The following is a 12,288-nucleotide window of genomic DNA, read 5'->3' on the forward strand; positions in this document are numbered from 1 at the left end:
GGACGCCATGACCAACTGGACGGTCGACAGCCCGCAGCGGATCACGGTGGACGAGCCGGTCACCCGGCTCGACGTCCGGCTGGTCAGCGGCCGGCTCAACGTGGTCGCCACGGACGGCCCGGCACGGGTCGACGTCACCCGGATCGGCCGGCGGCCACTCCTGGTCGAGATGCGCGACGGCCGGCTGACCGTCCAGCACGAGCGGCCGACCCGGTGGCCGGGCGTGCTCTGGTCCTTCGGCGGCTTCCACCGCCGGTATCGCGCCGAGGTGTCGGTCGCCGTACCGGCCGAGGTCCTCGCCGACCTGCACCTGGTGGACGGCACGCTCGTCGCCTCCGGCCTGCGCGGGGACACCAGGGTCGACGTCACGTCCGGCGAGGTCACGCTGCGGGGGTTGCGGGGGCGCACCAGCGCCAAGGTCATCTCCGGCCCGGTCGAGGCGCTCGGCATCGGCGGCGACCTCGACCTGGAGACGGTCTCCGGTGAGCTGATCCTCGCCGACAGCGCGCCCGAGCGGGTACGCGCCCACGCCGTCTCCGGCTCGATCACCTGCGACCTGGACAACCCGCGGGGCAGCGAGATCCGGCTCAGCGCCATCTCCGGCAGCATCACCGTACGGGTTCGCGAGGACAGCGACCTCACGGTGCACCTGCACACCACCGCCGGCAAGATCACCAGCGGCTTTCCGCAGGTGGACGGCGGGCAGCGCGGCTTCGGTTCGATCAAGGACAGCCACGGAGTGCTCGGCGGCGGTACGGGTAGGCTCTGGGCCTCCGCGACCTCCGGCAGCATCGCGCTGCTCGCCCGCCCGGTCGCGACCGCCGAGGACGTGGAGGAGCTGCCGTGACCGCCGTGTTCAGCCACGGCCGGCTCCGGCTCTACCTGCTGAAGCTGCTCGACGACGGCCCGAAGCACGGATACGAGCTGATCCGCCTGCTGGAGGACCGCTTCCTCGGCCTGTACGCGCCCAGCGCCGGCACCATCTACCCCCGTCTGCAACGGATGGAGGCGGAGGGCCTGGTCACGCACACCGCCGTGGGCGGCCGCAAGGTCTACGAGATCACCGAGGCGGGCCGCGCCGAACTGCGGCAGCGCGCCGACGAGCTGTCGACCCTGGAGGCCGACATCGGCGCCGCGGTCGAGGACCTGTCCGCGCTGGCCGGTGAGATCCACAACGAGGTACGCGGCTCGGTCCGCGACCTGAAGCGCGAACTGCGCGAGGTGGCCCGGCAGACCCGGCAGGGCGCGTGGACGGCCTCCGCCACGGCCCGTCCGGCGGGCGACGGGGGATCGGCCCGTCCGGACGACTCGCCGCTGCTCGCCGAGTTCGACAAGCGGCTGGCCGCGTTCACGGTCGAGGTCGGCGCGCTGGTACGGGCGCGGCGGCTCAGTGACAACCAGCTCCGGACCGCGATCCGGATGCTCGACGGAGCGGCCGAAGGGCTGCGGCGACTGTTCCGCTGATCTCACAGGTTGTTTCCAGGGTCCACCCAGCGTGGCCGCAGCCGGAGCGCGGATGATGGGGCCCATGGCGGCTACCCAGACGGAGGCTCGACTGCTCGTGGTCGAGGACGATCCCAACATCCTCGAACTGCTCTCCGCGAGCCTGCGTTTCGCGGGCTTCGACGTGGCCACCGCGACCAGCGGCAGCGCCGCGCTGAACGCGGCCAAGGACCACCGGCCCGACCTGGTGGTGCTGGACGTGATGCTGCCCGACCTGGACGGCTTCGAGGTCATCCGGATGCTCCGCGAGGGCGGCACCCGTACCCCGGTGGTCTTCCTGACCGCGCGCGACGCCACCGACGACAAGATCCGCGGGCTCACCCTGGGCGGCGACGACTACGTCACCAAGCCGTTCAGCCTGGAGGAGCTGACCGCCCGGATCCGGGCCGTGCTGCGGCGCACCGCGACCGGCGACCAGACCCCGTCCCGGCTCACCTTCGCCGACCTGGAGCTGGACGAGGAGACGCACGAGGTGCACCGCGCCGGTCAGCGGGTGCAGCTCTCGCCGACCGAGTTCAAGCTGCTGCGCTACCTGATGCTCAACGCCAACCGGGTGCTCAGCAAGGCGCAGATCCTCGACCACGTCTGGAACTACGACTTCCGCGGTGACGACAACATCGTCGAGTCGTACATCTCGTATCTGCGCCGCAAGGTCGACAACACCCAGCCGCGGCTGATCCACACGCTCCGGGGAGTGGGTTACGTGCTACGCAAGCCGGCGGCGTGAACGTCGTCCACGACGCGAAGGGCAGGCTGCGCAGCGTCCCGCTCCGGCTGAAGCTCGTCGCCGCCGTCCTCGCGCTCGTGGCCGCGGCCCTGGTCGTGATCAGCGGCCTGACGGCGTTCCTGCTGCGCAACTATCTGATCGGCCAGGCGGACGACCAGCTGCGCGGCGGGGCGCTCACGGTGGCCAACACGCTCGACAAGCCCCAAGGCGACCAGATCAAGATCACCATTCCGTCGGACTACGTGGCGTCCGTGATCGCGCCGAGGTCGCTGCCGGAGGGGCCGTACCGCTACGAGGGCCTGCGCGACGAGGAACTGCCGCGGTTCCCAGCCGACTACGCCGGATACCGGGAGCGGGTGGGTGACCCGTTCACCGTGCGCTCCGAGGACGGCCGCAGCCGGTGGCGGATGCTCTACGCCGACCTGCCCGACGGGCGGATCATCGCGTTCGGGCAGCACCTCACCGGTGTCGACTCCGCCGTCCGACAGTTGGTGTGGATCGACCTTCTGGTAGGGGGCGCGGTGCTGATCTCACTGGCGTCCGTCGGCGCCGGAATCGTCCGTACCAGCCTGAAGCCGCTGGTGGAGATAGAGCGTACGGCGGCGGCCATCGCCGGCGGCGACCTGACCCGGCGCGTGCCCGACCCGGAGATGGGACGGCCGTGCCCGACCTCGGAGCTGGGTCGCCTGTCCCGGGCGTTGAACGCGATGCTGGCGCAGATCGAGGCCGCGTTCACCGCGCGGGCGGCCTCCGAGGCGGCGGCGCGCAGCGCCGAGATGGGCGCGCGGGACGCGGCCGCGTACGCGCAGGCGTCGGAGGCGCGGGCCCGCCGGTCCGAGGAGCGGATGCGGCAGTTCATCGCCGACGCCTCGCACGAGCTGCGGACGCCGTTGACCACGATCCGGGGCTTCGCCGAGCTGTACCGGCAGGGCGCGGCGCGCGCGCCGGAGCAGACCGCCGACCTGCTGCGCCGCATCGAGGACGAGGCGGCCCGGATGGGGCTGCTGGTGGAGGACCTGCTGCTGCTGGCGCGGATGGACCGGGAACGGCCGATCGCGCTGGCCCCGGTCGAGCTGCCGGTGCTGGCCTCGGACGCGGTGGAGGCGGCCCGGGTGGTCGCCCCGGACCGGCGGATCGAGCTGGAGCGGGACCCGGGCGCGGGCCCGCTGGTGGTGCTCGGCGACGACGCCCGGCTGCGCCAGGTGATCGGCAACCTGATGACGAACGCGCTCACCCACACCCCGCCGGACGCCTCGGTGACGCTGCGGCTGCGGGCGGAGGCGGGCAACCTCGCCGTGGTGGAGGTGGCGGACACCGGTCCCGGCCTCACGCCGGAGCAGGCCGAGCGGGTCTTCGAACGGTTCTACCGGGTGGACGCCGCCCGTACCCGGCGGGCCGGCGGGCCGATCAGCACCGGCCTCGGCCTGGCCATCGTGGCCGCGCTCGTGGCCGCGCACCACGGCACCGTCGAGGTGGACAAGACCCCCGGTGGCGGGGCGACGTTCCGGGTGAAGCTGCCGCTGCTGCCCGAGGCGCCCGAGCCGGGCGAGTGACGTTCAGAAAACTTCCAGGCGGATTCCAGGCTGATGACAGTGCCACAGGGAAAGCTGGGGGCATGACCGACCACGAGACCGATCCGCAGCGGTCGCCGGCCCCCGCCGACGCCGAGCCGTCGCACCACACCGCCGAGCTGCCCCGCGTCGAGAGCGGGACGTCGGACTCCTCGAACACCTCGAACACACCGGCCGCCGCGCCGGTTCCGGCCGACTCCCCGGCCGCCGGAACCACGGCGCAGGCCGGAACCACGAACCCGGCCGCTCCGCCGGCCGGCCCGTACCCGCCGCAGGGCGGGACGCCGTACCAGGCTGCGGCGCAGCAGCAGCACCCCTGGTACGGGCAGCAGCACCAGCAGCACGGCTGGGCCCAGCAGCAGAGCGGCTCGGGCTACCAGTCGGCGCCGCACAGCGGCGGGCCGGTCCCGTCGTACCAGGCGCAGCCGTACCAGGGACAGCACGGACAGCACGGGCAGCACGGCTACCAGCCGTACCAGGCCGGGCAGCCGACCCCGCCGTGGGGCACGCCGCAGCCGGCGCGGCCCAGCCGGGCCGGGAAGATCGTCGGCGTGGGCGCGCTGGCGCTGGCGCTGATGTTCGGCTCGGGCGTGGCCGGCGGCGCGCTGGCGCTCGCGCTCGACGGGGACGGCCCGACCCGCACCTACTCCGCCGCCCCGATCATCAACAGCGCCGACCTGCCCAAGATCGCGGCGTCCGTCCAGGACAGCATCGTCACGATCATGACGGGCAGCGGTGAGGGATCCGGGGTGATCCTCAGCGCCGACGGGTTCGTGCTGACGAACAACCACGTGGTGGCCGGCGCCGGTGGCGACACCGTCCGGGTGGTCTTCGCCAACGGCAAGAGCGCGACCGCCAAGATCGTCGGGACCGACCCGAAGACCGACCTCGCGGTGGTCCAGGCCAGCGGGGTCAGCGACCTGAAGGCGGCGAAGTTCGGCGACAGCGACGCCATGCAGGTCGGTGACCAGGTGCTCGCCCTGGGCAGCCCGCTCGGCCTGCAGGGCTCGGTCACCGCCGGCATCCTCAGCGCCCGCGACCGCACCATCCAGGCGGGCAGCGGCCAGCAGAACCCGCAGCAGGGCGCCAGCTCGATCTCCGGCCTGCTGCAGACCGACGCCCCGATCAACCCGGGCAACTCCGGCGGCGCGCTCGTCAACACCCGGGGCGAGGTGATCGGCATCAACACCGCCATCGCCACCGCCGGGCAGGGCAGCACCGGCAACATCGGCGTGGGCTTCGCCATCCCGAGCAACAAGGCCAAGGACGTGGCCGAGAAGCTCCAGCGCGGCGAGAAGATCAGCCACCCCTCGCTCGGGGTGAGCGTGAACGGCGCCGAGGACGGCGGCGCGCTCGTCGCGAATTCAGTGGGACTTTAGTTCTGTTTTAGGTCTGACCTAGATACGATAATACTGTGAACATAACACCTGACGATCCTTTGTCCACTCTAAACAGTAGACTACAGTCCATCAGTGTCGATGTCCTTTGTTAGCCGAGCTTACGTCTGGTACAACGAATGACGTCGAAGACCCTGATACAGAAGTAGCTCTCAAGATTGCTCGAACTGCATTATTCCCCGCCCGTCCTCTTTCTCACCCGGTGCGGGTGAGACCGGCTCACCCGCAACCGGGCCACGCTGGGGGCATGACCACCACGTCCACCGTGCGTACCGACCAGCTGATCCAGCGCGACGTCCTCGCCGAACTGGACTGGGACGCGCAGACCCGGGCCACCGACGTCGGCGTGACGGTCGCCGACGGCGTCGTCACGCTCACCGGGCGGGTGGACAGCTACGCGCGGCGGTGGGCCGTCGAGCGCTGCGCCCACCGGGTACGCGGGGTGCGCGCGGTCGCCAGCGACCTGGAGGTCGACCTGACCGCCACGGACCGGCGTACCGACGCCGACATCGCGATCGCGGCCGGCCGGGCGCTGGAGTGGGACAGCTTCGTGCCGGCCGAACGGCTGGACGTGACGGTCGCCGACGGCTGGGTCATGCTCCGGGGCGAGGTCGAGTTCGGCTTCCAGCGCCGTACCGCCGAGCGTGAGCTGCGCCGGCTGCGCGGCGTACGCGGGGTGACGAACCTGATCGAGGTACGGCCCCCGGCCCCGCCCAGCGACGAGCAGCAGCGCCTCGACCTGCGCCGCCTGCTGCTGCGGCGGACCGGCACCGAGCGCATCGACGCCCGGGTCGACGGCGACACTGTGGTGCTCGACGGCGTCGTGGGCGCCTGGTGGCAGCGCGAGGAGGCGGAACGGGCCGCGTGGGCCCTGCCGGGCGTACGTGAGGTGCACGTCGGGATCGTGGTGTCCGGCTGAGCCGACGGCGTGTCGTTTACCGCGGGCCGGGCCGGGAACCCGCGACCCAGCGGGTACGCCGGGGACCGAGCGGGGAGGACTCGTGGCCGTGAACCAGCAGTCCTCGGAGCGCTGGCGGGCCGGGCCGCTGCGGATCGCGATGGTGGTGCCGCCCTGGCTGTCGGTGCCGCCGCCCGGTTACGGCGGGCTGGAGACGCTGGTCGCGGGACTGGTCGACGCGCTCGTCGAGCGGGGGCACGCGGTGACGCTGTTCGGGGCGGGGACCGGGCACGGCACCTCGGCCGACTTCGTCTCCACCTGCGACGAGCTGCAGTACGAGCGGATGGGCGAGTCGCTGCCCGAGCTGGCGCACCTGGCCCACGTCGACCGCCTGATCGGCCCGGCGGACTTCGATCTGGTGCACGACCACAGCACGATCGGCCCGCTGGTGGCCGGACGCCGCCGGGTGCCCACTGTCGCGACCGTGCACGGCAACCCGGTGGGCGAGTACGGCACCGTGCTCGGCAACACCGACCGGGGGGTGGGCCTGGTCGCGATCTCGCACGCGCAGCGCCGGGCGAATCCGGGGCTGCCCTGGGCCGGCACGGTGCACAACGCGATGCCGCTGCGGGACGTCCCGCGCAAGCGGGCGCCCGGGACGGGTCCGGTGCTCTGGCTGGCCCGGTTCAGCCCGGACAAGGGCCCGGACGTGGCGATCGCGGCGTGCCGGGCGGCCGGGCTGCCGCTCACGCTGGCCGGCAAGTGCAACGAGCCGGCCGAGCGCCGCTACCTGGAACAGGTGGTACGGCCGCTGCTGGGCGACGACGTCACGCTCGTGCTGAACGCCGACCGCGAGGCCGCGTGGCGGCTGCTGCTGGAGGCCCGTTGCCTGATCATGCCGATCCAGTGGGCGGAGCCGTTCGGCATGGTGATGGTGGAGGCGATGGCGACCGGCACCCCGGTGGTGGCGCTGCGCCGGGGCGCGGTGCCGGAGCTGGTCCGCTCCGGGGTCACCGGGTTCGTCTGCGACGACGCCGACGAGCTGCCGGCGGCGTTGTCGGCGGCAGCCGGCCTGGATCCGGCGGACTGCGTCGCGCATGTCGCGGAGAACTTCTCGGTGGAGCGGATGGCCGCCGACTACGAGGCGGTCTACCGGGGCTTCCTGGCCGCGCGAGCGGGCGCACGGGCACCCCGGGCGGTCGCGCCCGCGGTCGCGGGCTGACCGGTCAGGTCTGCCCGGCCACGAGTTCCGCGGCGGCCGCGTCGAGTCGCCGCGCGTACCCGGGGGTGATGCTGCCCTCGCGGCGGCGTTCGTCGATCTTGTCGCGGAGCCGGTCCACGGCGGCGGTCACCTCGCCCTCACCGCTCGCGGCGACCGCGTTGCGCAGCAGGTTGCGCAGGTCCACCCCGACGTCCTCGCGGATCTGACCCTCCGCCAGCCCGGCCTCGATCAGCCCGTCGACCCGTTCGGCGGCGTCGGGCTGGCCGGTCGCGGGCGGACGGTTGCCGCCGGTGGCGGGCGCGCTCGACGGTGTGGCCGGCGCCGTGACGACCGGCGGCTCCGGCGCGGGCGCGACGGTGGACGGCGGCTGGACCGGCCCGGCGGTCGTTTATTCACCCGGGGGTCCTCCGGCCGGTCCGGTGTCAGCGTGGGCACGAGCAGCGCGGCGGCGGCGACCACCGCCCCCGGCCCCCGAGCGCGAGGACGCGCCGCCGGCTCGGCGCGGCGGCCGGGTTGCCCGGCGGGACCGGGTCCGCGGCCGGCCCGGGCGGCGGGGGAGCAGACGACGGCGGCAGCGCGGGCAGCGTCATGGTGGGCGCCAGCATGGTGGCGGCCTGCGGGTCGGCGGGCAGCATCTGGTCGCGCAGCACGGCCGCCACCCGGTGCGCGGTGGGCCGCTGTCGCGGGTCGCGGGCCAGGCAGCGCAGGCAGATCTCCGCGACCGGTCCCGGCAGCCCCGGTACGCCGTCGAGGCTGGGCTCCGGGCTCTCCGCGAGCGCGGCGCTCAACTCCTCCCAGGTCTCCGCCGGGTACGGCGGGTGCCCGGTCAGCGTCTCGAACAGCAGCACGCCGAGCGAGTAGACGTCGGTGGCCGGCTGGGCCGGCGCCCCGTCCAGCCGTTCCGGCGCCACGTACGCGGGGGTGCCGAACGTGCCGCCGTCCTCGTCGTCGTCCGGCGTCCCGACCCGGGTGGCGATGCCGAAGTCGAGCACCTTCGCCCCGGTGCCGGTCATCATCACGTTGGCCGGGGTCACGTCCCGGTGCACGATGCCGAGCCGGTGCGCGGCGGCGAGCGCCTCGGCCACCTGCGCGCCGGTCTCCACCGCCTCCGGCCAGGGCAGCGGCCCTTCGGTGAGCCGGTGTTCCAGCTCCTCACCGGCGAGCAGCTCCATCACCACGAACGAGGTGATCGAGCCGTCCGGCGCCACCGTCTCGCCGTAGTCGTGCACGGCCGTGACATGTGGATGGTCGAGCTGGGCGGCCGAGCGGGCCTCCTCGCGCACCATGTCGCGGAACCGGGCGTCGGCGGCGAGCGAGGGCGCGAGCACCTTGACCGCCACCACCCGGTCGAGCACCTCGTCGCGGGCCCGCCAGATCACCGACATGCCACCGGCGCCGATCCGGTCGATGAGCCGGTACCGACGGGCCAGCAGGCGGCCGGCCTGGAGTGTCGCCATCAGCTCGCACCTGCCTGGGCTCGGGAGCGCTATCAGGTTGCGTGAATGTGTCTTACCTGTCAACAGTCCGCGCGGCGCCGATCGCGCGGCGCGCATCCGTGATGGCTCCCGGTCACCGCCGGGACCAGCGGGGACGGTCCGCCCGGCCGGCTGTGGGCCGCGTGCCAGGATGAACGTCATGGCAGCAGGTCCGGTGGCGTTCGTGCTCGGCGGCGGGGGAGTGCTCGGCGCGGTCGAGGTGGGGATGCTGCGCGCCCTGTTCCGCGCCCGGATCAAACCCGACCTGGTGCTGGGCACCTCGATCGGCGCGGTCAACGGCGCCCTGGTCGCCGCCGACCCGACCGAGGCGGTCACCGACCGGCTGGTCCGGCTCTGGGCGTCGCCCGAGGCCAGCGAGGTGTACGGCGACTCGGTCGCCCGCCAGCTGCGCCGGTTCGCCGCCCGTACCCACCTGCACTCGCCCCGGCCGCTGTACCGCCTGCTGGAGAGCACGCTGGGCGAGGACACCACCTTCGCCGACCTGGCCGTGCCGTTCCGCTGCTGCGCCGCGAACATCGAGCGCGCCGCCGAGCACTGGTTCCACAGCGGGCCGCTGGTGCCGGCCGTGCTCGCCTCCGCCTCGGTGCCCGGGCTGCTGCCCCCGACCCAGATCGACGGCCAGCACTACATCGACGGCGGCGTGGTCAACTCGATCCCGGTCGGCGAGGCGGTGCTGCTCGGCGCGAAGCAGATCTTCGTGCTCCAGGTGGGCCGGATAGAGCGTGAGCTGAGCCCGCCGCGCCGCCCCTGGGAGATCGCCCAGGTGGCGTTCGAGATCGCCCGCCGGCACCGGTTCGCGCGGGAGATGGCGGCGCTGCCCGAGGACGTGGAGGTGCACGTGCTGCCCACCGGCGGGCTGGAGCCGCGCGACGACAGCCCGTGGGCGTACCGGGACACCGCGGCGGTGGGCCGGCGGATCAGTCGCGCGTACACTGCCTCCCGCCGATACCTGGACACCGCGCTGGAGCGCTGATGCCGTTGCCGCCCCGCTGGCTCCGCCGGCTGGTGCTCGCGCCCGGAGTGGTGCTGCTCGCCTTCTTCGTGGTGACCACGCTGCCGGCCTGGGCGCTGCTCGCGCTCGCCGCGTCGCCGCTGGTGCCGGGACGGCTGCGCCCGCTGCGGCTGCTCTGGTTCGGCACCGTCTACCTGGTCTGGGACGCCGCCGCGCTGCTGGCCCTCTTCCTGCTCTGGCTGGCCTCCGGCTTCGGCGTCTACAAGCGTGCGCCGGCCTTCCAGCGGGCCCACTACGTGCTCGCCGGATGGTTCCTGCGGGTGATGTTCTGGCAGGCCCGGTGGACGCTGCGGCTGAGCATCGACGTGGTCGGCACCGACCCGGACACCGCCCTGCCCGGCCGCCCCGAGCTGGTGGTCTGCCGGCACGCCGGGCCCGGCGACTCGTTCATCCTGATCCACGCGCTGGTGAACTGGTTCAACCGGGAACCCCGGATCGTGCTCAAGGAGACGCTCCAGTGGGATCCGGCCATCGACGTGCTGCTCAACCGGCTGCCCAACCGGTTCATCGCGGCCGGGCCGGACGGGCGCGACTCGGTGGTGCGGCAGATCGGGCACCTGGCCACCGGCCTGGACGACGACGACGCCTTCGTGATCTTCCCGGAGGGGGGCAACTTCACCCCGTCCCGGCGGCTGCGCGCGATCGACCGGCTCCGCGGGCTCGGGCTGGAGCGGATGGCGCGCCGCGCCGAGCGGATGCGGCACGTACTCGCCCCGCAGCCCGGCGGGCTGCTCGCCGCGCTCGACGCCGCGCCGGACGCCGGAGTGATCTTCGTGGCTGCACACCGGCCTGGACCAGATGCTCACCGTCGCCGACGTGTGGCGCGAACTGCCGATGGACAAGCGGATCGTGATGCGGTTCTGGTCGGTGCCGCCGGAGGAGATCCCGGCCGGCGAGCAGGAACGCATCGAGTGGCTGTTCGACTGGTGGGCCCGCATCGACAGGTGGATCGCGGACAACCGCAACGGCACCGTCGACGCCTGATCCGATTCCCCGCGCCTGTTCGGCGCGCCGGCCGCGCGCCGCGTAAGGTGCGCTGGTGGAGCAGATCTGCGTGGTGACGACTGTGGTGGACGCCCGCGGGGTCGCGGACGTGCTGGCGGCCGCGGCGGTCGCCGGCCGGCTGGCGGCGTGCGCCCAGGTCGGCGGCCCGGTGGACAGCACCTACTGGTGGCAGTCGGCGATCCAGACCACCGCCGAGTGGCAGGTGCGGTTCAAGACCGCGCCGGACCGGGTGGACGCGCTGGTCGACCAGCTCCGCGCCAACCACCCGTACGAGGTGCCGGAGATCCTGGTCAGCCGGGAGGACAGCGGCAACCCCGGTTACACCGCCTGGGTGCGCGAGCAGACCCGGCCCTAGGTACTCCTACTCTGTCCGCCCGCCCCGCCGCCCGCGAAGCTGGCCGGGTGGAGAACACCGGCTACCCCTGCCCCGGTTGCGGCGCCCCGGCCGACCTCGTCGCCGGATGCCGCGGCTGCGGCCGTCCGCCCTACCCGCCCGCCGCCGAGGTGATCCGGCTGGACCGGGAGATCACCGAGCTGGCGCCGCGCGTCGAGGCGGCCCGGCTCGCGTACCACGATCTGTCCGGCCGCCTGTCCACGGCCCGGCAGCGGCGGTCGGCGCTGGCCGCCCGGATCCGTCAGGAGATCCCCGTGCCGGGCGCCGCCGGTCCCGCGCCGCTCCCGGCGCCGCCGCCGCGTCAAATCCCGCAGGCCCCCGCCCCGGTACGCCCCGGCGGCGCGGAAACCTCCACCCGGGCGGTGCAGGGGCTGCTGTTCGTCCTGGGTGGACTGCTGCTCGGCACCGCCGCCGTGGTGTTCACCGCTGTCGCCTGGGCCACGTTCGGGGTGACCGGCCGGGCGCTGATCCTGCTGGCGGTCACCGCGCTTGCTCTGGCCGCGCCGCTCGTCGCCCGGGCGCGCGGGCTGCGCGGCACTGCCGAGACGCTCGCCTCGGTGGCGTTAAAAAAAGATGGTCCTGGACGGGTACAAAAAAATGATCGGTGGACCTGTTCGGGGTGACCGGCCTGCCCGGCAGCCGGTACGCGGCGCTGAAAAACAAACAGTCAGTACCGCGGTGGCGGCCGGCTGCGCGCTGGTCAGCCGGCTCACCGCACCCTGGTTCGCGGCGTGGCTGCTGGCGCAGCCGGTGCTGCCCCTGGCCGTGGCCGCGTTCCGGCCCACCGCCGCCGGCTGGGCGCTGGTGCTGACCGCCGTGGCGCTCGGCGACCTCGCGGTGGTGGTGGCGCTGCGCCGCCGTACCTCCGGCAACCGCGCCGTGGTGGCGGTCGGGCTGGTGCTGGGCTGGACCGGGCACGGCGTGGCGCTGGTCGTGGCGGCCGGCTGCGCGCTGGTGCCGCTGGCGGTCGGCCACGCGGCGGGCACGCCGCTGCTTTCCGGTGGCCCGCTGCTGCTGGTGGTGCTGGCAGCGGCCTATCGCGGTAGCGGCCGGCGGCCGGTTC

General features: G+C 73.7%; 12 protein-coding genes and 2 pseudogenes. 12 read left to right on the forward strand and 2 right to left on the reverse strand.

The genetic code is table 11. The annotated features are described in order from the left end of the window. Positions 1-7: 7 nt before the first annotated feature. The 7 genes from MCBG_RS24820 (at position 8) to MCBG_RS24850 (ending at position 7,318) form a co-directional block, all read left to right on the forward strand. Positions 8-847: a DUF4097 family beta strand repeat-containing protein gene (locus tag MCBG_RS24820; RefSeq protein ID WP_043328551.1), complete on the forward strand. Its 840-nt coding sequence runs from the start codon at positions 8-10 to the stop codon at positions 845-847. Further along, on the forward strand, positions 844-1,464 hold the full coding sequence (locus MCBG_RS24825; RefSeq protein ID WP_030503210.1) for a PadR family transcriptional regulator: 621 nt from the start codon (positions 844-846) through the stop codon (positions 1,462-1,464). Before MCBG_RS24820 ends, MCBG_RS24825 begins: the two co-directional genes overlap by 4 nt. A 64-nt stretch (positions 1,465-1,528) precedes the next feature. Then, a complete protein-coding gene (locus MCBG_RS24830) occupies positions 1,529-2,230 on the forward strand; it encodes a response regulator transcription factor (protein ID WP_043328553.1) in 702 nt (233 codons plus the stop codon). After that, a complete protein-coding gene (locus MCBG_RS24835) occupies positions 2,227-3,783 on the forward strand; it encodes a sensor histidine kinase (RefSeq protein WP_043328554.1) in 1,557 nt (518 codons plus the stop codon). Before MCBG_RS24830 ends, MCBG_RS24835 begins: the two co-directional genes overlap by 4 nt. A 62-nt stretch (positions 3,784-3,845) precedes the next feature. Next, the gene (locus MCBG_RS24840) at positions 3,846-5,180 is read left to right on the forward strand and encodes a trypsin-like peptidase domain-containing protein (RefSeq protein ID WP_369799328.1); all 1,335 of its coding nucleotides are present in this window, start codon (positions 3,846-3,848) and stop codon (positions 5,178-5,180) included. Positions 5,181-5,445: 265 nt separating this feature from the next. Then, positions 5,446-6,117, forward strand: a complete 672-nt coding sequence (locus MCBG_RS24845; RefSeq protein WP_043328556.1) for a BON domain-containing protein — start codon at positions 5,446-5,448, stop codon at positions 6,115-6,117. Between the two features lie 139 nt (positions 6,118-6,256). Continuing rightward, positions 6,257-7,318, forward strand: a complete 1,062-nt coding sequence (locus MCBG_RS24850) for a glycosyltransferase family 4 protein (RefSeq protein ID WP_176722745.1) — start codon at positions 6,257-6,259, stop codon at positions 7,316-7,318. A 4-nt stretch (positions 7,319-7,322) separates the two neighbouring features. Here MCBG_RS24850 and MCBG_RS34355 read toward each other — a convergent pair whose 3' ends face one another. Together MCBG_RS34355 and MCBG_RS24855 are read right to left on the reverse strand one after the other, a co-directional pair. Beyond that, entirely contained in the window at positions 7,323-7,502 is a 180-nt protein-coding gene (locus MCBG_RS34355; protein ID WP_223201317.1) for a hypothetical protein, read from the reverse strand. Positions 7,503-7,740: 238 nt separating this feature from the next. Beyond that, complete coding sequence (locus MCBG_RS24855) at positions 7,741-8,775, reverse strand: serine/threonine-protein kinase (protein ID WP_223201318.1); 1,035 nt, start codon at positions 8,773-8,775, stop codon at positions 7,741-7,743. A 178-nt stretch (positions 8,776-8,953) separates the two neighbouring features. On the opposite strand from MCBG_RS24855, the gene MCBG_RS24860 reads away from it, so the two are divergent. From MCBG_RS24860 to MCBG_RS34365, 5 genes and pseudogenes are all read left to right on the forward strand, one after another. Continuing rightward, on the forward strand, positions 8,954-9,787 hold the full coding sequence (locus tag MCBG_RS24860) for a patatin-like phospholipase family protein (protein WP_043328558.1): 834 nt from the start codon (positions 8,954-8,956) through the stop codon (positions 9,785-9,787). Then, a pseudogene (locus tag MCBG_RS24865) lies at positions 9,787-10,810 on the forward strand (1-acyl-sn-glycerol-3-phosphate acyltransferase). Before MCBG_RS24860 ends, MCBG_RS24865 begins: the two are co-directional and overlap by 1 nt. A gap of 55 nt (positions 10,811-10,865) precedes the next feature. Beyond that, positions 10,866-11,186: a divalent-cation tolerance protein CutA gene (cutA, locus tag MCBG_RS24870; protein ID WP_030503202.1), complete on the forward strand. Its 321-nt coding sequence runs from the start codon at positions 10,866-10,868 to the stop codon at positions 11,184-11,186. 47 nt (positions 11,187-11,233) lie between these two features. After that, complete coding sequence (locus MCBG_RS34360) at positions 11,234-11,848, forward strand: hypothetical protein (RefSeq protein ID WP_043328559.1); 615 nt, start codon at positions 11,234-11,236, stop codon at positions 11,846-11,848. 55 nt (positions 11,849-11,903) lie between these two features. Continuing rightward, positions 11,904-12,288 (forward strand): annotated as a pseudogene (locus MCBG_RS34365) (hypothetical protein); the annotation flags it as partial.

Source organism: Micromonospora sp. M42, from assembly GCF_000568915.1.
Taxonomy (GTDB): domain Bacteria; phylum Actinomycetota; class Actinomycetes; order Mycobacteriales; family Micromonosporaceae; genus Micromonospora; species Micromonospora chalcea.